This window comes from Halomonas sp. GD1P12, assembly GCF_025725645.1.
Classification (GTDB): domain Bacteria; phylum Pseudomonadota; class Gammaproteobacteria; order Pseudomonadales; family Halomonadaceae; genus Vreelandella.
This window is the reverse complement of sequence record NZ_CP107007.1, coordinates 2,094,105-2,114,974: the sequence shown is the minus strand read 5'-3', so window position 1 is coordinate 2,114,974 and position 20,870 is coordinate 2,094,105. Positions and strand designations below refer to the sequence as shown.

Annotated in this window: 21 protein-coding genes and 1 other RNA gene; 16 read left to right on the top strand and 6 right to left on the bottom strand. The window is 63.0% G+C overall.

From position 1 onward, the window contains the following. Positions 1-42: 42 nt before the first annotated feature. The gene (locus OCT39_RS09880) at positions 43-1,284 is read right to left on the bottom strand and encodes a S1C family serine protease (RefSeq protein WP_311960682.1); all 1,242 of its coding nucleotides are present in this window, start codon (positions 1,282-1,284) and stop codon (positions 43-45) included. A 234-nt stretch (positions 1,285-1,518) separates the two neighbouring features. Here OCT39_RS09880 and OCT39_RS09875 point away from each other — a divergent pair, with 234 nt between their 5' ends. Beyond that, complete coding sequence (locus OCT39_RS09875; protein WP_263584301.1) at positions 1,519-2,280, top strand: Nif3-like dinuclear metal center hexameric protein; 762 nt, start codon at positions 1,519-1,521, stop codon at positions 2,278-2,280. Positions 2,281-2,350: 70 nt separating this feature from the next. Here OCT39_RS09875 and OCT39_RS09870 read toward each other — a convergent pair whose 3' ends face one another. Continuing rightward, positions 2,351-2,866: a YhcB family protein gene (locus OCT39_RS09870; protein WP_263584300.1), complete on the bottom strand. Its 516-nt coding sequence runs from the start codon at positions 2,864-2,866 to the stop codon at positions 2,351-2,353. 220 nt (positions 2,867-3,086) lie between these two features. On the opposite strand from OCT39_RS09870, the gene zapE reads away from it, so the two are divergent. The 5 genes from zapE (at position 3,087) to OCT39_RS09845 (ending at position 6,683) form a co-directional block, all read left to right on the top strand. Further along, the gene (zapE, locus tag OCT39_RS09865; RefSeq protein WP_263584299.1) at positions 3,087-4,268 is read left to right on the top strand and encodes a cell division protein ZapE; all 1,182 of its coding nucleotides are present in this window, start codon (positions 3,087-3,089) and stop codon (positions 4,266-4,268) included. 227 nt (positions 4,269-4,495) lie between these two features. Beyond that, complete coding sequence (gene rplM, locus OCT39_RS09860) at positions 4,496-4,924, top strand: 50S ribosomal protein L13 (protein ID WP_252107532.1); 429 nt, start codon at positions 4,496-4,498, stop codon at positions 4,922-4,924. Positions 4,925-4,937: 13 nt separating this feature from the next. Continuing rightward, positions 4,938-5,327: a 30S ribosomal protein S9 gene (gene rpsI / locus OCT39_RS09855; RefSeq protein ID WP_252107534.1), complete on the top strand. Its 390-nt coding sequence runs from the start codon at positions 4,938-4,940 to the stop codon at positions 5,325-5,327. A gap of 204 nt (positions 5,328-5,531) precedes the next feature. Continuing rightward, positions 5,532-6,158, top strand: coding sequence for a stringent starvation protein SspA (sspA, locus tag OCT39_RS09850; protein ID WP_263584298.1), 627 nt, complete (start codon positions 5,532-5,534; stop codon positions 6,156-6,158). A 48-nt stretch (positions 6,159-6,206) separates the two neighbouring features. Further along, positions 6,207-6,683 (top strand): ClpXP protease specificity-enhancing factor, encoded by a 477-nt coding sequence (locus OCT39_RS09845; RefSeq protein WP_263584297.1) that lies wholly within the window; start codon positions 6,207-6,209, stop codon positions 6,681-6,683. Positions 6,684-6,780: 97 nt separating this feature from the next. Here the strand turns inward: OCT39_RS09845 and OCT39_RS09840 are convergent, their stop codons facing one another. From OCT39_RS09840 to OCT39_RS09825, 4 genes are read right to left on the bottom strand one after another with little or no spacing between them, the layout of a single operon-like run. Beyond that, on the bottom strand, positions 6,781-7,353 hold the full coding sequence (locus tag OCT39_RS09840; RefSeq protein ID WP_263584296.1) for a BON domain-containing protein: 573 nt from the start codon (positions 7,351-7,353) through the stop codon (positions 6,781-6,783). A 48-nt stretch (positions 7,354-7,401) separates the two neighbouring features. Then, entirely contained in the window at positions 7,402-7,995 is a 594-nt protein-coding gene (locus tag OCT39_RS09835) for a phosphoheptose isomerase (protein WP_252107541.1), read from the bottom strand. A 19-nt stretch (positions 7,996-8,014) separates the two neighbouring features. Continuing rightward, positions 8,015-8,386 (bottom strand): YraN family protein, encoded by a 372-nt coding sequence (locus OCT39_RS09830; protein ID WP_263584295.1) that lies wholly within the window; start codon positions 8,384-8,386, stop codon positions 8,015-8,017. After that, on the bottom strand, positions 8,376-9,878 hold the full coding sequence (locus OCT39_RS09825; RefSeq protein ID WP_263584294.1) for a penicillin-binding protein activator: 1,503 nt from the start codon (positions 9,876-9,878) through the stop codon (positions 8,376-8,378). Before OCT39_RS09825 ends, OCT39_RS09830 begins: the two co-directional genes overlap by 11 nt. Positions 9,879-10,006: 128 nt before the next feature. Between OCT39_RS09825 and rsmI the strand changes: the two genes are divergently transcribed. The 10 genes from rsmI (at position 10,007) to ftsW (ending at position 20,864) form a co-directional block, all read left to right on the top strand. Continuing rightward, entirely contained in the window at positions 10,007-10,864 is an 858-nt protein-coding gene (gene rsmI, locus OCT39_RS09820; RefSeq protein ID WP_263584293.1) for a 16S rRNA (cytidine(1402)-2'-O)-methyltransferase, read from the top strand. 76 nt (positions 10,865-10,940) lie between these two features. Continuing rightward, positions 10,941-11,288: RNase P RNA component class A (gene rnpB, locus OCT39_RS09815), an RNA gene on the top strand. Positions 11,289-11,333: 45 nt separating this feature from the next. Then, a complete protein-coding gene (rsmH, locus tag OCT39_RS09810) occupies positions 11,334-12,284 on the top strand; it encodes a 16S rRNA (cytosine(1402)-N(4))-methyltransferase RsmH (protein WP_263584292.1) in 951 nt (316 codons plus the stop codon). Between the two features lie 2 nt (positions 12,285-12,286). Continuing rightward, complete coding sequence (gene ftsL / locus OCT39_RS09805) at positions 12,287-12,619, top strand: cell division protein FtsL (protein ID WP_263584291.1); 333 nt, start codon at positions 12,287-12,289, stop codon at positions 12,617-12,619. After that, positions 12,616-14,322 carry a peptidoglycan D,D-transpeptidase FtsI family protein gene (locus OCT39_RS09800; protein WP_263584290.1) on the top strand — a complete coding sequence of 569 codons (1,707 nt, stop codon included), beginning with the start codon at positions 12,616-12,618 and terminating at the stop codon, positions 14,320-14,322. The genes ftsL and OCT39_RS09800 overlap by 4 nt, the downstream gene beginning before the upstream one ends. Positions 14,323-14,337: 15 nt before the next feature. Beyond that, entirely contained in the window at positions 14,338-15,831 is a 1,494-nt protein-coding gene (locus OCT39_RS09795; protein ID WP_263584289.1) for a UDP-N-acetylmuramoyl-L-alanyl-D-glutamate--2,6-diaminopimelate ligase, read from the top strand. Then, entirely contained in the window at positions 15,831-17,174 is a 1,344-nt protein-coding gene (locus tag OCT39_RS09790; RefSeq protein ID WP_263584288.1) for a UDP-N-acetylmuramoyl-tripeptide--D-alanyl-D-alanine ligase, read from the top strand. Before OCT39_RS09795 ends, OCT39_RS09790 begins: the two co-directional genes overlap by 1 nt. 19 nt (positions 17,175-17,193) lie before the next feature. After that, entirely contained in the window at positions 17,194-18,276 is a 1,083-nt protein-coding gene (mraY, locus tag OCT39_RS09785; RefSeq protein WP_263584287.1) for a phospho-N-acetylmuramoyl-pentapeptide-transferase, read from the top strand. Between the two features lie 33 nt (positions 18,277-18,309). Then, positions 18,310-19,686: a UDP-N-acetylmuramoyl-L-alanine--D-glutamate ligase gene (gene murD / locus OCT39_RS09780; protein WP_263584286.1), complete on the top strand. Its 1,377-nt coding sequence runs from the start codon at positions 18,310-18,312 to the stop codon at positions 19,684-19,686. Further along, positions 19,683-20,864 carry a putative lipid II flippase FtsW gene (gene ftsW, locus OCT39_RS09775; RefSeq protein ID WP_263584285.1) on the top strand — a complete coding sequence of 394 codons (1,182 nt, stop codon included), beginning with the start codon at positions 19,683-19,685 and terminating at the stop codon, positions 20,862-20,864. The genes murD and ftsW overlap by 4 nt, the downstream gene beginning before the upstream one ends. Positions 20,865-20,870 lie beyond the last annotated feature (6 nt).

Genomic DNA, 20,870 nt, shown 5'->3' with positions numbered 1-20,870 from the left:
GGCTACCCTGAGATTTTTGGCAGCGCCTGGCGCTGCCTTTTTTCAGGACTCGGCGCGCCGGTCGAGCGTCATTTCGGTCGGCGTGGGGCGCTCGCCCACTTCCAGCGTTAATTCGATACGCTCACCGTTGCGTACCACGGTGAGCGGCAGCGTGGTGCCCGGTGCGATCGAGGCAATGTCGCTCATGGTCGCGCGGGCATCCAGAATGGCCTGGTTGTCGATGGAGAGCAGCACATCGCCGGGCTGAAGGCCCGCCTGGGCCGCCGGGCCGCCGCTCACCACGCCTGCCACGATGACGCCCTGCGGGGTGCGCAGCCCAAACGATGCCGCCAGCTCCCGCGACAGCGCCTGCGCCTCGATACCCAGCCACCCGCGGATGACCCGACCGCGCGTCACCAGCTCGTTCAAAATGCTGTGGGCCAGGTTCGCCGGAATGGCGAAGCCGATGCCCTGAGACCCGCCGGAGCGTGAAAAAATCGCCGTATTGATGCCGACCAGGGCGCCTTCGGCGTTGACCAGCGCGCCGCCGGAGTTGCCCGGGTTGATCGCCGCGTCGGTTTGAATGAAGTCCTCGTAGGCGTTGAGCCCCAGATGGCTGCGGCCGGTGGCGCTGATGATGCCCATGGTGACCGTCTGCCCCACGCCGAAGGGATTGCCAATCGCCAGCGCCACGTCGCCCACGGCGACTTCCTGGGAGTCGCTTAGCTCGATCACCGGAAGATCGTCCAGGTCGATACGCAGTACCGCCAGATCGCTTTCCGGGTCGGTGCCGACCACGTCGGCCAGGGTTTCGCGCCCGTCGCGCAGCGCCACCTGGATCTGGTCGGCGTCGTTGATGACGTGGTGGTTGGTCAGTACGTAGCCGTCCTGACTAATGATCACCCCGGAGCCCAGGCTCGACAGCATGCGCTGGTGCGCGGTCGGGTCATCGCCGCGGAAAAACTGTTGAAAGAAGGGGTCGGACATCAGTGGGTGCTGGTCGCGCTCGACGATGCGCGACGAGTAGATGTTGACCACCGCCGGGGCGGCCTGGTCCACCGCGTCGGCGTAGCTTGCCGGGCCCTGGGTGCGGTCGAGCGGAGCGGCCTGGCGAATTTCCGGGCGCGGACGCTCTGGTGCCTCAATACTATTCTGCGAGGTCGGCACCATCGCCTGCGGCGGCGCGGGCTCGGGCGTCGATCGAAACGGGTTGGGCAGATGATTCGGAAAAACGAAGAGTAAAAACGCCGCTAAAAGGACGCCGGTCACGATAGGCCACACATAGGGCAGCACGTAGCGGTGCATGCGGTACATCCTCAGCCGTTGGCGATCACTGGGTCTCGATGGGAGCCGCGTGCCGGTTCGCGGTAACGCGGCGCGGGCTTTACACTATAACGTTTTGCAGCAACATCACGTTTTGCAGCAACATCAAATTCTGCAACTACATCGAGTTCTGCAACGACATAAAGCTCTGCAATAACCGTTAGGGTAACACTTTTGCCCACCTTCCTCAGTAGCTTAGCTCTAAAAGGAGACGACGTGGTTAACCGCGACCAGCTAGCCAGCGCCCTCGACCATCAGCTTCGCGCCTCGCGCTTCAAGGATTACACCGTCAACGGCCTTCAGGTCCAGGGGCGTGAGTCCATCACCCGCCTCATGACCGGCGTCACCGCCAACCAGGCACTGCTCGACGAGGCCGTGGCCTGGCAGGCCGACGCGGTGCTGGTGCATCACGGCTACTTCTGGAAAAACGAGCCGGTGGCGCTGACCGGCATGAAGTACCGGCGCATCAAGACGCTGCTCGATCACGACATCAACCTGCTGGCCTATCATTTGCCGCTGGATGCCCACGCGGATCTCGGCAACAACGTCGAGCTCGCTCGGCGGCTGGGTTGGAAGGTGGAAGGGTGTCTCGACGGCGAGCTGGGCGAGGGGCTTTTGTACGCCGGTCGGCTACCCGAGGCGCAGTCGATTCAAACGCTTGCAGCCAGCGTCGAAGCCGTACTCGAGCGTGCGCCCACGGTGATCGAAGCGCCCAACGTGGCGAGTATCGAGCGCATCGTTTGGTGTACCGGCGGCGCCCAGGACATGATCACTCAGGCGTTTGATGCGGGGGCTCAGGCGTTCGTCTCCGGCGAGATCTCCGAGCGAACCACCCACCTGGCTCGGGAGATGGGAATTCACTATCTGGCCGCTGGCCATCACGCCACCGAGCGCTACGGCGTTCAGGCGCTCGGTGAGTGGTTGGCCGACGAGTACGGGCTGACCCACCGCTTCGTGGATATCGATAACCCGGCGTGATTCTTGCGCCTTCAAACGAAAAAGCGAGGGCTCGACGCCCTCGCTTTTTGGGTGGTGATGCGCCAGTCCATCAATAACGCGGCGGCTGATCCACGGCGGGTTCCTTGGCCCTGGAGTCCTTGAGGCCGTACTCTTCGGAGAGCGTACCGCCCTTGCCGTCGGCGTAGTCGCGCGGCGTTGGCGGGGTCTCTGAGGTTTGCGGAGTCTTTGACGTCGCTTCAGCCGGCGCCGGTGCGGCGGGCTTTGCAGGTTTGGCCGGGGCGGTAGTCTTGCTCGCCTGAACGGTCTCGTCGAAGGGGGCTGCCGGAGTGTGGGCGAGCTCCCACTGCTCGGTGTTGGTGTCGAGCTTGTCCTCGAGCTCATCGGCCTGATGTCGAATCGCCTCCAGGCATTGGCGAACCTCGCCAACATGGCGTCCCTGGGCCTTTTTCAGCTCGGCAATCTGATGCTCGCGCTCCAGAAGCGTTTGTTTCAGTGATGCCCGATGGCGTTCCCCTTTGCTCATGAGGCGATAGCACAAAAGGCCGATCAAAAAGCCAATGACCAGGCCGATGAGCACGAATAACAAGGGTGAGTTTGCTTCCACAGTTTTCTCCCTAAAACCAGGTTGGATCAGTTCAAGCGCAGCGCTTACGCAAACTTCATTATAGGCGCCTGTAGGCCTTGTGGGTCAATGCGCCGATGCGCCAGGGCGTCATCGTGCGTATAATCAGCCGAATTTACAGCGCGTTGCATCGCGCTTGCCCACTACACCGCCTTGCGGCAGTTCCGTGACTGGCCGCGCTTTAAACCGGGAGAGTGTTTGAATGTCATCGAAAGCCGCCTCGGCAAAGGTTTCCGCCACGCATCCGTCCACGCCCATGGCGCGCTACAAAAGTGATCTCGAGCGCGATGATTTTCAATACGATGCCGCCCAGGAGAAAGCAGTCGAGCACCTGCAGCGCCTCTACGACGACCTGTTGGCCACCCCCTCGACCACGCCCAAGACCGTGGTCGCCAACAAGGGATTCAAGGCGCGCATGGCTGGGTTCGTCGGCAAGAAGAAAACCCCGGATGAGGCGCCGATGCCGCGGGTCAGTGGGCTCTACTTCTGGGGCGGCGTGGGGCGTGGCAAAACCTACCTGGTCGATACCTTCTATGAGGCGCTGCCGTTTTCCGAGAAGATGCGCACCCACTTTCACCGCTTCATGCAGCGGGTGCACAACGAGCTCAATCACTACAAGGGCGAGAAGAACCCGCTGGAGCTGATCGCCGGCAAGTTCGCGTCTGAAGCGCGAGTGATCTGCTTTGACGAGTTCTTCGTCAAGGACATCACCGATGCGATGATTCTGGCCAACCTGCTGGAGGCGCTGTTCAAGCGCGGCGTCGTACTGGTGGCGACCTCCAACATCGTGCCGGATGATCTCTACAAGGATGGCCTGCAGCGCGCGCGCTTTCTCCCCGCCATCGATCTACTCAACCGCCACTGCGAGGTGGTCAACGTCGACTCCGGCGTCGATTATCGCCTGCGCGCACTACAGCGTGCCGAGATCTTCCATACCCCCTGCGACGAGGCCGCCGAAAAAGAGCTTGCGCGAAGCTTCAGGGAAATTGCCGGTCAAAGCGGAGAGGAGGGCGCGCCGCTCGAGGTCAACCACCGCGTGCTCAAAACACGCCGGCTCTATGAAGGGACCGCCTGGTTCGAGTTTCGCGAGCTGTGCGACGGCCCGCGTAGCCAGAACGACTACATCGAGCTCGCCCGGGAGTTTCACACCGTGCTGGTGTCGAACGTGCCCCAAATGAGCGCTAAAACAGAAGACCAGGCGCGGCGTTTCATCAATATGGTCGATGAGTTCTACGACCGCGGAGTGAAGCTTTTGATGTCGGCCCAGGTGTCGGTGGAGTCGCTTTACACCGATGGCAAGCTCGCTTTCGAGTTCGAGCGAACGCTCTCAAGGCTTCAGGAGATGCAGTCTCAGGAGTACCTGGCGCTGGCGCACAAGCCCTGACTTTTGGGCCCGGGCTCATGAACCAGAATTCACAAGCGCTGGCGCGGTGACGATGGCGCCCGGAGAAAAATTCGCCCGGGCGCTTAACTTGTCGCTACTGCTCGTGTAGAATGCCGCCTCGCTAACCGTTACTGGCCGCGTTTGACGGGTCGTAACCAAAAAAAATAGGGATGGTGCACGGCCCTGGGCCGCGTTACCCAATACACTTTATCTGGTGAATTTCATCCATGAAGACGTTCAGTGCTAAGCCGCAGTCCGTCCAGCGCGACTGGTATGTTGTCGATGCCACGGACAAAACGCTCGGTCGTCTGGCTACCGAAATCGCTCGCCGCCTGCGTGGCAAGCATAAGCCCGAATTCACGCCTCACGTTGACACCGGCGACTACATCGTCGTGATCAACGCCGAGAAGATTCAGGTCACTGGCAAGAAAGCCACTGACAAGAATTACTACCGTCACACCGGATACCCGGGCGGTCTGCGTTCCATGACCTTCAACCAGCTCAAGGATCATGCGCCGGAGCGTATCATCGAGTTTGCCGTCAAGGGCATGCTGCCGAAAGGTCCGCTGGGTCGCGCCATGCACTCCAAGCTCAAAGTGTACGCGGGAACCGAGCATCCCCACGCCGCCCAACAGCCGCTTGAACTGAACATTTAAGGAAATCTTCGCCATGTCACAGCAATACTACGGTACCGGGCGCCGCAAGACTTCCACCGCTCGTGTGTTCCTCAAGCCGGGTTCCGGCAATATCACCGTTAACAACCGCGCGCTTGACGAGTTCTTTGGTCGCGTTACCGGTCGTATGGTGGTTCGCCAGCCGCTCGAGCTGACCGAAACGCTGAACCAGTTCGACGTCTACGTGACTGTCGAAGGCGGCGGTGGCTCTGCCCAGGCCGGCGCCATTCGTCACGGCATCACCCGCGCGCTGATGGAGTACAACGAAGACTTCCGTCCTGCGCTGCGTGCCGCCGGCTACGTGACTCGCGATGCGCGTCAGGTCGAGCGTAAGAAAGTCGGTCTGCGTAAAGCACGTCGTCGTCCGCAGTTCTCCAAGCGTTAATTTTTTTACGCGCTTCGAAGAAAACGCCCAGGCCCTTGGCCTGGGCGTTTTTTGTGTCAGGTCGTTGCGTTGACGCCACCCGGGTCCAAACCGCGCTGAAAATGTTAAGGTGCCTTGGGCGCTTTGGGATGGCGCGGGGCCGTATCCCCCAGGCGGGCGCTGACATGTTATTATTGTCTATTGTTTTGATGCGAGGATGCTTTCATGGGTGTTGTGGCCAAGCGGTCTTCTATGATCTTTTACTCCGGTAATGACGATCATTTTAGCCATCGAGTGCGCATTGTTCTGGCTGAAAAAGGGGTCGCCGTCGACATCGTTGACGTTAGCGACGATCAGCCGCCGCAGGAATTAGCCGATCTCAACCCCTACAACAGCGTACCCACGCTTTTGGATCGCGATCTGGTGCTGTACGAGTCCAAGGTGATGATGGAGTACCTGGACGAGCGTTTCCCGCATCCGCCGCTTCTGCCCGTTTATCCGGTTGCCCGCGCTCAGAGCCGGCTCTGGATGCACCGCATCGAGCGCGAGTGGTGCCCGATGCTCGACCAGATCCGCACCGGCGGCAAGAAAGAGGCCGAGAAGGCGCGTAAGGAGCTTCGTGAAAGTCTGATCGGTATCTCGCCGATCTTCGAGGATATGCCTTTCTTCATGAGTGAAGAGTTCACCCTGGTGGACTGCTGCCTTGCACCGATCCTTTGGCGTTTGCCGGAGCTCAACATCGAGCTTCCGGAAAAGCAGGTCAAGCCGCTGATGGATTACATGGCGCGGGTATTCGAGCGCGATGCGTTCAAGGCTGCCCTGAACGAGCGCGAAAAAGAGATGCGCGCGTAAATGCTTTTGGTCCCGCTCGCGGGGCGTTATGGAAACAAGGGGAGTCTTATGAAGTCGAGCCGTCCCTATATTGCCCGGGCGCTGTACCAGTGGCTTCTGGACAACGAGCTGACCCCGCACCTGGTGGTCGATGCGACCCAGCCCGGCGTCGAGGTGCCGCGTCAATTCGTGCAAAACGGTCAGATCGTGTTGAACGTCGCCCCAACGGCGGTGCGCGATCTGTTCATGGAGAACGAGGCCATCGGCTTCAGCGCACGCTTTGGTGGCCAGCCGATGCAGGTCATGGTGCCGATTGAGGCGCTGATCGCCATTTACGCCCGTGAAAACGGCGCGGGCATGGTGTTTGGTCAGGAGCCGGAACTCGACAGCGACGATGAGGAGCTCGAAACCTCGGAGATCGATGAGAGCGAAAGCACTGGCCCGCAGCTAAGCGTCACCGGCCCTGCCGACGAAAGTCAGGGCGATGCGCCGAGTAAGGAGAAGGGCAAGGCCAAAAAGAAGCCAACGCTTCGCGTCGTCAAATAGCCGCACCCTTCGCACGAAAAGCCCCGCACACGGTCAGTGTGCGGGGCTTTTTCGTGGCTTGTGATCGCGCCAATGATTCAGGCCTTCAAGGCGCCGATCAGTCGATGTAGTCGAATACCTTGACGATGCGCTGGATACCGCTGACGGCAGAGGCCGCATTGACGATGCGATCCGCTTCCTGACGCGTCACCATGCCCATCAGGTAGACGCTGGCGTTCTCGGTGGTCACCTTGAGCTTCGATGAATCGATGTGCTCGTTGGTGGCCAGGTGGCTTACCACGTTGGTGGTCAGCCAGGTATCGGTCAAACGCTGGCTCGTGGGCAGGTTGGCGGCGATCGAGAGCTGGTTGTGTACCTGGTTGACGCCACGCAAGCCGCCGGTCACCTCACCCGCCATGGTGCGTAGCTCTTCGCTCGGCACCTGGCCGACCAGCAGCACCGTGCCGTTATAGCTGTGGGCGCGAATGCGCGCGTCGCCCAGACGGGCGTCCGCCTGATCGAGAGCGCGCTCGATCTGGCGCTCGATGGTGGCGTCGACCGCCTCGACGTCGTCGCTGCGCTGGGCGTAGTTGGACGGGTTGGACGCCGAGTTGTTGGCGCAGCCGGCCAGCAGCACCGCGCTGCAGGCGGTGATCAGGCAAAAGGAACGAAATGCGTTGCGAAGGGCCATCGCCGACTCCTGAAAATATGAATAAAAAAGGTCGTGTGAGCGGTGGGCCTAAGCGCCGCCGCCGAATAGCTGCTCGTCGATGAGATCGCACAGGCAGTGGATCGCCAGCAGATGTACCTCCTGGATGCGCGCGGTCGAGGTGGCCGGCACGCGGATTTCACAGTCGTCCTGGCCCAAAAGCGAGGCCATGTCGCCGCCGTCGCGCCCGGTCAGCGCGACCACCGCCATGTCGCGATCATGAGCCGCCTGGATCGCCTGGACGATGTTGGCAGAATTACCGCTGGTCGAAATTGCCAGCAGTATATCGCCGGGTTGGCCCAGCGCCCGAATCTGCTTGGAGAAGACTTCGTTGTAGCTATAGTCGTTGGCGATCGAGGTGAGCGTGGAGGTGTCGGTGGTCAGCGCCAGCGCCGGAAGGCTCGGGCGTTCACGCTCGAAGCGGTTTAAAAGCTCTGCCGAGAAGTGCTGGCTATCGCCGGCGCTGCCGCCGTTGCCGCAGGCAAGAATCTTGCCCTCGTTGACCAGGCACTGGACCATCATTTGGCTGGCGACTTCGATGAACGGCGGCAGCACTTCGCTGGCGTAGGTTTTGGTATCAATGCTTGAATTGAAGTGGCTCAAAATTCGGGATTGAAAGTCCATGAGGGCTTCCTGGTATAAGTCAGTATGCGTCAAACGCCGCCTTCTCCCAATGAAACTCGAGAGCAGGTGGATGACCGGTGATCGCTAGAATATCAAAACGACAGGGTGTCGAGACAGCCGTGCGCGCTAAATAGAGCGACGCCGCCCGAATCAGGCGGCGCTGCTTTTGTGCCGTGATGGTTTCGAGCGGGTGGCCGCTTCGCGTCGTGGCGCGGTGCTTGACCTCGACAAATACCAGCGTGTCGCCATCTCGCATGATCAAATCGAGCTCGCCGCCCTTGATCTGATAGTTCGCGCTGACAAGCGTCAAGCCTCGCTCTTCGAGCCACCGAGCCGCAAGCTGCTCGGTGGCGGCACCGCGACGGCGCGCGGTTTGCGGCTTATTCGTCACCCAAAAGTCCCGGCGACAGAATCGGCGCGGGGCGGCCGTTCTGGAAGCGCGCCCAGGGCAGTTCGCGGTAAATACGTCCGTCGCCGGCGATCGACAGCGTGCCGGTGCTGCCGTTGAAGCCTTGAAGGGAGGAGAGATCGGACAGGTGCGTAGCAAGCTCGAGCGCATCGACGCCCATCGCCTGAAGGCGGAACAGCGAGGCGTCGCCTTCGCCGTGAAGCGCCTGGTAGCTCGAGTAGAAGGGCAGCGCTTCGGCTCCGCCCACCGCAGCGTCCGGAATTTGCCACGGGATGTCGACGAACATCACGTCATCGAGATCCTGATTCAAGCGCCGCTCCTGGGTGCCTTCGTGCAGGTGCGAGGTGGCGTAGATCGGCAGCTTCTGAGCGTAATAGAAGTCCATCATCGGCGGCACCTGGCGGGCGTACTCGGGCAACGCGAGCAAGAATAGCCCATCGGTGTCACCCAGCTGAGCGCGACCGCCGCTGACGTTCAGTGCCGTTTCCACCGCGCTTGAGACGTCGTTGCTCGGGTTATAGCGCACGGCGTTGGGTACTTCGCCGCCCAGTTGGTGGAACTCGTTCCAGAAGGCCTCGCCCACGCGGCGGCCCCAATCGTTGTCCGGCACCATGACCGCTATTTGGCGGCGACCGTCCTGATAGGCGCGCCGCGCTACCTGGCGGGCTTCGTCTTCAGCGGACAAGCCGTACTGGAAAAGGCCCGCGGCCTGGTTTTGTGCGCTGCTGCCGTAGTTCAGCGCCAGCGTCGGAAGCGGAACGCTCGCGCGCTGCTCGAGTTGGGTAACGTCTTCCTTGTCCAGCGGGCCGACGATCAACTGGGCGTTCATTTGCTGGGCGCGGCTGTAAAGCTCGTCAGTGGAGTACTGCGAGGAGTCGATGAAGGTCAGCTCGACGCCCTGGCCGCGAACCTTGTTGTGCTCGCGCATGGCGTTACTGATGGTGTCGGCAACGCTACTGAGTGGTCCGGACTGGGGTAGTGCGACCATGATTCGGCGAATGTCTTCGCCCTCCAGTGCCGGCAGGGTGGCCTGAACACGGCCCGGCTCGTCCATTGCCTGGCGGGCCCACTGTGCCCGCTCGCGCAGGGTTTGCTGCTCATTACCCTGCATCGGTAGCTCGTCATCCAGCACTTGCGTTGCGCGCAGTACCGCGCGTGGGTCGTCGAGTGCCCGAGCGAGTTCAGAGTAAAGCAGTGCCCAGCGTACCCGGTCGCGCTCGGACAGGCTCGCTTCGTCCACCGCAGCAGCGGCGTCGAACGCCGCTTCACGCTGGCCCTGGCCTGCCAGAATGGTGGCGGCTTCGAGCCGGCTCAGCGAGGCCTGCTCGGGGCCCTGTTGTTCGGCCTGGCTCAACAGCCGCCCGGCGTCTTCGTCGGATATGCGGTCGACACCGCCGGGCTGTTGAATGGCACAGCCGCTGATCAGTAAAGCCGTAAAGGCGGTGGCGAGCAGGCCACGGAGTGAACGTTTCATGTATGCTTCCTTGGTTTTTTCGTTGGCGCTGTTTAAAGCCGAGGACGAATCCCTTAATCCTTGCACAAGCATAGCGCACCATCAGCGATAGCTATCGGTCAATCCAGAATAGTCAATCAGGAGCCAATATGAGCTACCAGCCTCCGGGCACATTGTACGTGGTTGCCACGCCAATTGGGAATTTGGAGGACCTGACGCCGCGTGCCGCCCGGATTCTTGAAAGCGTATCGCGCATCGCCGCCGAGGACACCCGGCACAGCGCAAGGCTTTTAAGTCACTTGGGGATCAGCAAGCCTCTGCTGTCGCTTCACGAGCACAACGAAGCGCACCGGGTAGACACGCTCGACGCCTATCTCGAAGCCGGCGAAAGTATCGCCTTGATCAGCGATGCCGGAACGCCCCTGATCAGTGACCCGGGGTTCATTCTGGTAAGAGCGCTGCGTTCGCGCAACCGCCATATCGTCCCCATTCCCGGGGTGTGTGCGCTGACGGCCGCGCTTAGCGGGGCGGGGCTACCCACCGACCGCTTCATCTTCGCCGGTTTTTTGCCCGCCAAGGCCGGCGCCCGGCGCCAGGTGTTGGAGAACTACCAAAAGCGCGAAGAGACGCTGGTGTTCTACGAATCCCCTCACCGGATAGCGGCCACCCTCGAGGCGCTCGCCGAGCAGATGCCAGAGCGTCCCATCGTGCTGGCCCGTGAGCTGACCAAAACGTTCGAGACCTTCTTGCAGGGGGTGGCATCAGAGCTTCTCGATATTCTGGCCGCAGACCCCAATCAGGCGCGCGGCGAGTTCGTGGTCATGATCGGCGGCGCGCCGGCAGCACGCGAGGTGCGCGAGCAGAGCATCGACGACGAAACGCTTTTGAAAACGCTGCTCGATGAGGGCGTGGGCGTCAAGCAGGGCGCGGCGATTGCAGCGAACCTTCTAGGCGGGCGCAAGAAAGAGTGGTACGCGCGGCTTCAAATGATGAAACCCGACTCATAAGGTAGGTAAGGGTCTTGAAACGCGTAATGAAAACCGAGCATTGAGGCGCGGGCAGGGCGCTGGTATGCTTGCCGCCGGAGTTGGCCAGACAGTCGCCGCTGCGCGTGCGCAGGGGAGGAAAGTCCGGGCTCCATAGGGCAGAGTGCCAGGTAACGCCTGGGCGGCGCGAGCCGACGGAAAGTGCAGCAGAGAGTAGACCGCCGGTTCCTTGTGGACCGGTAAGGGTGAAAGGGTGCGGTAAGAGCGCACCGCGCGCCTGGCAACAGTGCGTGGCAAGGTAAACCCCACTCGGAGCAAGACCAAATAGGGACCCATTGGCGTGGCCCGCGCTGGGTCCGGGTAGGTTGCTTGAGCGCTTTGGCGACAAAGCGCCTAGAGGAATGACTGTCCACGACAGAACCCGGCTTATCGGCCGACTCCCCATTTCCATAAAAGGCCCGTCAGGGCCTTTCAACACAGCGTGCGTAACATGTCCTCTGTAAGCCAGCCCGTTTCCGACTTTCGCCACACCAGCGTGTTGCTGGACGGCGCGGTCGATACCCTCGTTCATCAAACCGACGGTGTCTATCTGGACGGGACCTTTGGCCGCGGTGGCCATTCGCGCCTGATTCTTTCACGCCTCGATGAGAACGGCCGGCTTCTGGCCATGGACCGCGACCCGCAGGCGATCGCTGCCGCCGCCGAGATCGACGACCCACGCTTTGCGATCACCCGGCGCGAGTTCGCTCGCCTTGGCGAGTACGCCAAAGAGCTCGGCCTTCACGGCAAGCTCGCCGGCATCCTGTTGGATGTCGGCGTGTCGTCGCCACAGCTCGACGACCCGGAGCGCGGTTTTAGCTTCATGCGAAACGGCCCGCTCGACATGCGCATGGATCCGACCCAAGGCGAAAGCGCAGCGGATTTTCTGGCGCGCGCCAGCGAAGCCGATATCGCTCACGTGTTCAAGGCTCTCGGCGAGGAGCGCTTTGGCAAGCGTTTGGCGCGTGCGGTCGTGACCCGCCGCGCGGAAAAACCCTTTACCCATACTCTCGATCTGGCCGAGGTGCTCAAGGCCGCCCACCCCGCCTGGGAGAAAGGGCGCCACCCCGCGACCAAGGCCTTCCAGGGGTTGCGGATTCACTTGAACGGCGAGCTCGATCAGCTCGACGCCGCGCTCGAGGCGGCGCTCGAGGCGCTGGCGCCGGGTGGGCACCTGGTGGTGATCAGCTTTCACTCGCTCGAGGACCGCCGGGTCAAACGCTTCATTCGCCACCACGTGCGCGGCGATAACGACCTGCCCCGCGGCGTGCCGATTCGTGACGATCAGATCAATCGGCGGCTCGAGGCGCTCAACAAGGGCGTGCGGCCAAGCGAGGACGAAGTGGCGCAGAATCCGCGCGCGCGAAGCGCCGTCATGCGGGCGGCCAAAAAGCGAGGCTAGCCATGCTGGATCGAATCGATTACTGGTGGTCTGTCATGCGCAGCGAATGGCCGTTCAAGCTGCGCCTGCGCGCGTGGCCGCTGATCATTGCCGCGCTGTTTCTGGCCTGTCTGCTGACCGCCCTGGCCGTGGTGGTGACCACCCACATGACGCGTACCCAGTTCGCCCAGCTCCAGCGTCTGGAGCAGGAGAAGAACCAGCTGCAAACCGAGTGGGGCCAGCTGCTGCTCGAAGAGGGCGCCTGGTCGACGCCGGCCCGGGTCGAGCAGATCGCCACCGAGCGTCTTGAAATGCGCATTCCCGATGTAGACGATGTCGAGGTGATTCGGCCATGAATCAACGCCGCCGGGGAGGCTCGTCCCGACAGCACCCCGTAGCGCCGCCGCTGGCGGGCGGGCGCTTTCTGTTCATTTTGATTCTGGTGGCGCTGGCCGCCTGCGTGCTGGTCGGGCGCATCACGCTTTTACAGGTCATTGATCGGCCCTTTTTGCAAAGCCAGGGCGATGCGCGCACGCTGCGCCACGAAGTGATCCCCTCCCACCGCGGCATGATCACCGATCGAAACGGCGAGCCGCTGGCGATCTCGACGCCCGTGGTGACACTTTGGGCCAACCCTCAGGAGCTGCCATCGGATGGCATTCAGCGCGTCATGCTCGCCCAGGCACTGGGGATGAGCCTTGATGATTTCGAGGCGCGCGTCGAGCGTTACGATAGCCGCGAGTTCATGTATCTTCGCCGCCAGATGACGCCGGAGGCGGCCCAGCGTATTCTCGATCTGCGCACCCCCGGCGTGTATCAGCAGCGCGAGTACAAGCGCTACTATCCGGCCGGCGAAGTCGCCGCCCAGCTTCTGGGCGTGACCAACGTCGACGATGTGGGCCAGGAAGGCCTCGAGCTTGCTTACCAGCCCTTTTTGGCTGGCCACCCGGGCCAGCGCCGCGTGCTCAACGACCGGCGCGGACGGCTGGTGCGCGAGCTTGGTGTGATCAGCGACGCTCAGCCCGGCGGCGAGCTGACCCTCTCCATCGACCAGCGCATCCAGTACATGGCCTATCGCGAACTGCGCGCGGCAGTGGCGGAGAACGAAGCCGACGGCGGCGTGCTGGTGACCATGGACGTGCGCACCGGCGAAGTGCTGGCGATGGCCAACCTGCCGTCCTACAACCCCAACAACCGCGCCGGGCTCGACCCCCGTGGGCTACGCAACCAGGCGCTGGTCGACGTGTTCGAACCCGGCTCGGTCATGAAGCCTTTGGCCATGGCGGCGGTGCTGGAGAGTGGCGTGGTGGATCGTGACGTGGTGATCGACACCTCCCCTGGCTGGATGCGTATCGACCGCTTCACCATTCGCGACGTCAGCAACCACGGCAAGCTCACTCTGGCCGGCATTCTGGAAAAATCTTCCAACATCGGGATGTCGAAGCTCGCGCTCCAGCTCGACGACACCGCGATCTGGGAAAAATATAACCAGCTTGGCTTTGGCCAGAGCCCGGGCACCGGCTTTCCCGGCGAGTCCACGGGCAGCCTGCCGGCGCCGGTGCGCTGGTCGCGCAGCGAGCGCGCCGCGCTCTCCTACGGGTACGGGCTGTCGGCCTCGGCGGTGCAGCTCGCCAGCGCCTATACCGCGCTTGCCAACGACGGCGTGCGCATGCCGCCTTCGATTCTGCGCCTCTCCGAGCCGCCCCAGGGCATTCCGGCGATTCAGCCAAGCGTTGCCAACGATCTGCTCGACATTCTGGAAAGCTCCGTCGGGCCTGATTCCGGCGGGCGCCGTGCCCGGGTCGAAGGGTATCGGGTCGGCGGCAAGACCGGCACGGTGCGCAAGACCGGCCAGCAGGGCTATGCCGAAAACGCTTACCGCAGTGTGTTCGCCGGCATTGCGCCAATTTCCGACCCGCGCATCGTCACGGTAGTGATGATCGATCATCCGCGGGCCGGGCAGTTCTATGGCGGCGCGGTCGCCGCGCCGGTTTTCTCCAGCGTCACCGGTAACGCCTTGCGCCTGCTCGACGTGCCGCCCGATTACGAAGTGCAATAGCGTAAAGGAGACAAGATGACGTCCAGCCCCGCCCGCCTTTGGGAGGCGTTGACCAAAGGATGGCCGCCTCAGCAGCTGCCATCGGCGCTGCCGGCGCTTGCCGATGAGTTTTGCATCACCAGCGACTCCCGCGCGATCAAAAGCGGCGACGTATTCGTCGCGGTGCCCGGCAGCGCCCGGGATGGCCGCGAGTTTATCGACGCAGCGCTCGAGCAGGGCGCGGCGCTGGTACTCGCCCAGGCCGATGGCCCGAGCGTGCATCTGGAAGGCCAGGTGCTGCATCTTCCGCATCTGTCGCGCCGGCTGGGTGAGTTTGGTCGAGCGCTCTTTGCCGTACCCGGCGGGCTCGACCTCATTGGCGTGACCGGCACCAACGGCAAAAGCTCGGTGACCCACTACATTGCCGCACTCAGCGAACAGCTGAACACACCAGCGGGGGTGATCGGTACGCTCGGCACCGGTCGGCTCGACCGTTTGAGCGATAGCGGCCTCACCACCCCGGGGCCGCTGGCGCTCCAGCACGCGCTATCAAAGCTTGCCCAAAGCGGCGCCCGGCGCGTGGCGCTGGAGGCGTCGTCCCACGCGCTCGATCAGGGGCGCCTCGACGGCTGTCCGATCAGCGTCGGCGTGTTCACCAACCTGAGCCGCGATCATCTGGATTATCACGGCAGCATGGCCGCCTACGCGGCGTCCAAGGCCAAACTTTTTCGTCGCTCCGAGATTACTCTCGCCGTGGTCAACGCCGCAGACCCGCTGACCCGGCTCATGCTGGCCGGGCTTGAAAAAGGCGTGCGCGTGCTGGCGGTGGGTGAAGATCAGGCCTGCACGCTGCGCGTCGTGGGCTGGCATCCCCACGCGCTGGGGCAGAACGCCCTGATTGCTACGCCGGACGGCGAAAAGACGCTCGAGCTTGGCCTGATGGGGCGATTCAACCTCGACAACGTGCTGCTCGCCATCGCCACGCTCTATGGTTTGGGCGAGCCGCTGGAGGCGCTGTTCGACGCCGCCGGCCGGCTTGCGCCGGTGCCCGGTCGCATGGCGCTGCTCAAGGAGCAGGGCGCCCCGAGCGTGGTCATCGACTACGCCCATACCCCGGATGCCCTCGGCGCCGCCCTCGGCGCGCTTGGTGAGCACCTGGGCGATGCCGGCAAGCTCTGGTGCGTCTTTGGCTGCGGCGGCGAGCGCGATACCGGCAAGCGCGCGGAAATGGCGCGCGTCGCTGAATCTCTCGCCGATCACTGCGTCATCACCGATGACAATCCGCGCGGCGAGCCCGCCGACGTCATCCGCCGGATGATCATCGAAGGCTTTAGCGAGAACGCCTCGTTTCGCGAGGTGGGCGATCGTCGCGCCGCCATTGCGGAGGTGGTCGCCCAGGCCAGCCCCCAGGATGTCGTTTTGATCGCCGGTAAAGGGCACGAGCCTTACCAGGAGATCGACGGCGTGCGTCATGCTTACCGCGACGATCTCGAGGTGCAAAAGGCGCTGGCCGCTCGAGGCGTGCGCTGATGCAGTGGAGCTCACAGCGAGTCGCCAAGGCGCTCAACGTCACGCTTGCCGATGACTTTCCGGCGTGCTCGTTTTCGGGCGTCACTACCGATACGCGCCAAGTCATTCCTGGCGCGCTTTTCGTAGCGCTCAGAGGCGAGCGTTTCGACGGCCATGACTTTCTGGCGCAAGCGCTGGAGCAGGGCGCCGCGGCGGCGCTGGTCGAGACACCCATCGAGAGCGCGCTGCCCCAGATCGTCTGCGCCGACACGCGCCTGGCGCTGGGGCTTTTGGGTCGCGCGCAGCGCCAGCAATTTGCCCATCCTCTGGTGGCCGTCACTGGCAACAGCGGCAAGACCACGGTCAAGGAGATGACGGCAGCGCTGCTTGCTCCGCTCGGCCCGGTGCTGGCAACCCAGGGCAATCTGAACAACGACTTTGGCGCGCCGCTGACGCTTCTGCGCCTGGCCCCCGAGCATCGGGCAGCGGTGGTGGAACTCGGCGCCAATCATCTGGGTGAGATCGCCTGGACCAGCCGGCTCGCCGCGCCGGAGGTTGCCATCATCACCAACGTGACCGGCGCGCACGTCGGCGAATTTGGCGGCCTGGGGCAGATCGCCCAAGCCAAAAGCGAAATTCTGCTCGGGCTCTCGCCCGCGGGTATTGCCGTGCTTAACGCCGAGGATCACTACTTCTTGACCTGGGCGGCGCTCGCTCCTGGGCCGGTGGTGAGCTACGCCGTCGAGGCTGAGGCGGATGTCTGCGCCCGGGCTCTTTCCTGCGACTCGCAAGGGCGGTATGCTTTCACGCTTGTTCAAAACGGTGCTTCGCTTGGCGAGGTGCAGCTCAAGCTTGCCGGCAAGCACAACGTCAGCAATGCCCTGGCCGCCGCCGCCGCCGCGCTTGCCGTGGGAGTGGCACCCAAACGCGTCGTCGAGGCGCTGTGCGCTTTTGCGCCGCTGAAAGGGCGGCTTAGTGTCATGGGAGGGCCAAGCGGCACGACTCTTCTGGACGACACCTACAACGCCAACCCGGGGGCGATGAAGGTCGCACTCGAGACGCTCATGCGCTTTCCCGGCCCACACTGGTTTGCCATGGGGGCGATGGGCGAGCTTGGCGAAGAAAGCGAGGCGCTTCACATTGAGGTTGGCCGCTTTGCGCGAGCGCTGGGGGTCGATACGCTGCTGACCTGCGGCGACGCCGCGCGTGCAGCGAGCGATGCCTTTGGTCGCGGGCACCACTTCGACGACCACGAGACGCTTGCGCGTCATCTTATTAATACGCTGCCGCCCAACGCCACGCTGTTGGTGAAAGGGTCACGCAGTGCGGGCATGGAACGCGTCATCGCCGCGCTGCTCGGTTGAAACAGGGTAAACGCCGTTCATGTTACTTCATCTGGCGAACTTTTTAGCTCAATACCAAAGCGCCTTTCAGGTTTTCAACTACCTCACGCTTCGCATCATTCTTGCCGCCATCACCGCGCTGATGATCTGCCTGTGGCTTGGTCCCTGGGTCATTCGCCGGCTCGTCGAGGGCCAGATCGGCCAGGCGGTGCGCGACGATGGTCCACAGTCGCACCTCTCCAAGGCCGGTACGCCCACCATGGGCGGGGTCATGATTTTGATGTCGATCGCCATCAGCACGCTGGTGTGGGGCGATCTGACCAACTACTACGTGTGGGTGGTGCTGGCGGTGACGCTGGGCTTCGGCGCGATTGGTTGGGTCGATGACTACCGCAAGGTCGTGGAAAAAAATCCCCGGGGCTTGCCCGCGCGCTGGAAATATTTCTGGCAGTCGGTGGTGGGCCTGGGCGCGGCCCTGATTCTCTATCTCAATGCCACCAGCGCCGCCGAGACCAGCCTGTTACTGCCGCTGGTCAAGGATTTTGCGCTGCCGCTGGGGCTTTTCTATATCGTGCTGACCTATTTCGTCATCGTCGGCAGCTCCAACGCGGTCAACCTGACCGATGGCCTGGATGGTTTGGCGATCATGCCGACGGTGCTCGTCGCCATGGGGCTGGCGGTGTTTGCGTATGCCAGCGGCAACGCGGTGTTCGCCAACTATCTGCATATTCCCTTCATTCTCGGCACCGGTGAAATCGCGGTGTTCTGCGCCACCATCGCCGGTGCCGGGCTTGGCTTTCTGTGGTTCAACACCTATCCCGCCCAAGTTTTCATGGGCGACGTAGGGGCGCTTGCGCTGGGCGCTGCGCTGGGCGTGGTCGCGGTGATCGTGCGCCAGGAGATCGTGCTGTTCATCATGGGCGGGATCTTCGTGGTCGAAACGCTCTCGGTCATCCTGCAGGTGGGCTCGTTCAAGCTCACCGGCCGGCGCATTTTCCGCATGGCGCCGCTTCATCACCACTACGAGCTCAAGGGCTGGCCGGAGCCGCGCGTGATCGTGCGCTTCTGGATCATTACCGTGGTGCTGGTGCTGTTGGGGCTTGCCACCCTCAAGGTGCGCTAGCCTCGGGTGGGGTGCAACGTAAGGAGCCAACCCATGCATATTCCCGAGGGAGTGACCGCAGTGATCGGCCTGGGCGTGTCGGGGCGGGCGATTTGCCGCCACCTGACGCGCCTGGGGCGCTCCTTTGCGATGCTCGATACCCGCGCTGCGCCGCCCGGGCTCGAGGCCTTCAAGGCCGAGTACCCGGACGTTGCCACCTACTGCGGCCCGCTCGACGCGGTCGATTTCAGCCGCGCCTTCGAGGTGGTGATAAGCCCCGGGGTCGACCCGCTCACACCGGGTCTGGAAGGGCTTCTGGACGAGCACAACCCGGCGACCAACGAGCCCAGGCTTGTCGGCGAAATCGCGCTGTTCAAGCGAGCGGTAAAAGCACCGGTTGCCGCCATTACTGGCGCCAATGCCAAATCCACCGTGACGACGCTGCTGGGCGAGATGGCGCATGCGTCCAACGTGGCCGCCGCGGTGGGGGGCAATCTGGGCACTGCGGCGCTCGATCTGCTGGAAGCCCATCCCGATGCCGAGCTTTACATTCTCGAGCTTTCGAGTTTTCAGCTCGAAACCACGCCGCGTTTGGGCGCGGCGGCGGTGGCGTTTTTAAACCTGAGCGAAGATCATCTCGATCGTCACGCCACCCTCGAGCGCTACCGCCAGGCGAAGGCGCGTATTTTCATCCATGCAGGACTTGCCGTCGTCAACGCCGACGACCCGCTTACCTGGCCTGATGACACCGCCGTGCCGGTCGTGCGCTTTACCGGCCACGCCCCGGGTCAAGAAGAGTGGGGGCTTGTCACCTTCGAGGGCCAACAGTGGCTCGCCAGAGGCGCTGATCGCGTGATGCGTGTTGATGCGCTCGGCATGGCCGGACGGCACAACTATATGAACGCGCTGGCGGCGCTGGCGCTTGGCGAGGCGCTGGGATTTTCCCGCGCGGCGATGCGTACGGTGCTCGAAACGTTCAAGGGCTTGCCGCATCGTAGCGAAGTGGTCGACACCTTGAACGGGGTGCGCTTCGTTAACGACTCCAAGGGCACCAACGTCGGCGCCACGCTTGCCGCCATCGAAGGGATCGGCGCCACGCTCGAAGGCCGGCTGGTGCTGCTGGCCGGCGGCGTCGGCAAGGGCGCGGATTTCACGCCGCTAGCCGCTCCCCTGGCGCGCTACGCCCGCCAGGTGCTGGTGTTCGGCGCTGATGCCCAGCGTCTTAAAATCGCCCTGACCCCGACGGTAGCGGTTCGCGAAGTAGAGACGCTTGAGCAGGCGCTGGAAGCCGCGCTCGAGGTGGCCAGGCCCGGCGACTGTGTGCTGCTGTCACCGGCCTGCGCGAGTTTGGATCAGTTCGCCAACTATGAGGCGCGCGGTGAGGCGTTTCGCCAGTGGGTGTTACGACAACGCAGTGAGGTGAACGCATGACCCGGCGCCAGCGCTTCTTGAAGGCGATCAGTACGAAAAATCTACCCTGCGACGTATGGCTGATCGTGGCCGTGGTCACCCTTGCCGGGCTTGGCTGGATCATGGTCAGCTCCGCCTCCGTTGGGCTTTTGGAAAACAGCTTCTACTATTCGCGCCAGCACGCCCTTTTCCTGTTGGTCTCGGGGTCGGCGTGTCTGTTCATGCTCTGCGTACCGCTGGAGGCCTGGCGCCAGAACGCCTCGCTGATCCTGATGGCCAGCATTTTCATGCTCGTTCTGGTGTTGCTGGTGGGCCAGGAAGTCAACGGCAGCAAGCGCTGGATTTCGCTGCCCGGCCCCTTGCCGAGTCTGCAGATCTCTGAGCTTGGCAAGGTGGGGCTGATCTTTTACATGGCGGCGTTCATGTCGCGCTTCACGTATGAGCTTCGCACTCGCGCGTTCAGCATGTGGCGGCCGATCGCGGTGCTTGCCGTACCCGCGGGGCTGCTCTTTTTGGCGCCGGACTTCGGCGGCATGGTGGTCTACACCGTTTGCGTGATCGGGATGCTGATGATGAGCGGCGCCTCGATGGTGCTGTTGATCGGCAGCGGCGGCGTGCTCGCCTTCGGCGCGGTGATGATGGTCGTGATGGAACCCTACCGCTTGGCGCGCTGGACGAGCTTTCTCGACCCCTGGGCGGATCAGTTCGCCACCGGCTACCAGTTGACCCAGGCGCTGATCGCCTTCGGTCGCGGTCACATTTCCGGCACCGGCCTTGGCAACAGCGTGCAAAAACTCCATTACCTGCCCGAGGCGCACACCGACTTCATCTTCGCGGTCATCGCCGAGGAGCTCGGTATGATCGGCGCGGTCTGCGTGGTGGCGCTGTTCACCCTGTTCGTTACCCGTGCCATGCTCATTGGCCGAAAGGCCGAGCTTGCCGGCCACCTTTTCGGCGCCTATGTGAGCTACGGCATCGGCTTCATCATCGCCGCCCAGGCGTTCATCAACATGGCGGTGAGTTCAGGGCTTTTGCCCACCAAGGGGCTGACGCTTCCGCTGATTAGCTACGGCGGCTCGAGCCTTCTGGTCACCGGTATGATGATCGGGCTTTTGCTGCGCGTGGATGCGGAAACCCGTCACCGCCCGCGGCGCGCCTCTACCCCTTATAAATCTCGCTTCGAGCCGCGTTTATCTTGAGTAAGG

Coding starts and splice junctions, on each gene's coding strand:
- rsmI (WP_263584293.1), top strand. CDS start 10,007: ATGAGCTACCAGCCTCCGGGCACATTGTACGTGGTTGCCACGCCAATT.
- OCT39_RS09790 (WP_263584288.1), top strand. CDS start 15,831: ATGCAGTGGAGCTCACAGCGAGTCGCCAAGGCGCTCAACGTCACGCTT.
- OCT39_RS09840 (WP_263584296.1), bottom strand. CDS start 7,353: ATGGCCCTTCGCAACGCATTTCGTTCCTTTTGCCTGATCACCGCCTGC.
- ftsW (WP_263584285.1), top strand. CDS start 19,683: ATGACCCGGCGCCAGCGCTTCTTGAAGGCGATCAGTACGAAAAATCTA.
- sspA (WP_263584298.1), top strand. CDS start 5,532: ATGGGTGTTGTGGCCAAGCGGTCTTCTATGATCTTTTACTCCGGTAAT.
- OCT39_RS09835 (WP_252107541.1), bottom strand. CDS start 7,995: ATGGACTTTCAATCCCGAATTTTGAGCCACTTCAATTCAAGCATTGAT.
- ftsL (WP_263584291.1), top strand. CDS start 12,287: ATGCTGGATCGAATCGATTACTGGTGGTCTGTCATGCGCAGCGAATGG.
- OCT39_RS09795 (WP_263584289.1), top strand. CDS start 14,338: ATGACGTCCAGCCCCGCCCGCCTTTGGGAGGCGTTGACCAAAGGATGG.
- OCT39_RS09880 (WP_311960682.1), bottom strand. CDS start 1,284: ATGCACCGCTACGTGCTGCCCTATGTGTGGCCTATCGTGACCGGCGTC.
- murD (WP_263584286.1), top strand. CDS start 18,310: ATGCATATTCCCGAGGGAGTGACCGCAGTGATCGGCCTGGGCGTGTCG.
- rplM (WP_252107532.1), top strand. CDS start 4,496: ATGAAGACGTTCAGTGCTAAGCCGCAGTCCGTCCAGCGCGACTGGTAT.
- OCT39_RS09800 (WP_263584290.1), top strand. CDS start 12,616: ATGAATCAACGCCGCCGGGGAGGCTCGTCCCGACAGCACCCCGTAGCG.
- OCT39_RS09825 (WP_263584294.1), bottom strand. CDS start 9,878: ATGAAACGTTCACTCCGTGGCCTGCTCGCCACCGCCTTTACGGCTTTA.
- rpsI (WP_252107534.1), top strand. CDS start 4,938: ATGTCACAGCAATACTACGGTACCGGGCGCCGCAAGACTTCCACCGCT.
- rsmH (WP_263584292.1), top strand. CDS start 11,334: ATGTCCTCTGTAAGCCAGCCCGTTTCCGACTTTCGCCACACCAGCGTG.
- mraY (WP_263584287.1), top strand. CDS start 17,194: ATGTTACTTCATCTGGCGAACTTTTTAGCTCAATACCAAAGCGCCTTT.
- zapE (WP_263584299.1), top strand. CDS start 3,087: ATGTCATCGAAAGCCGCCTCGGCAAAGGTTTCCGCCACGCATCCGTCC.
- OCT39_RS09845 (WP_263584297.1), top strand. CDS start 6,207: ATGAAGTCGAGCCGTCCCTATATTGCCCGGGCGCTGTACCAGTGGCTT.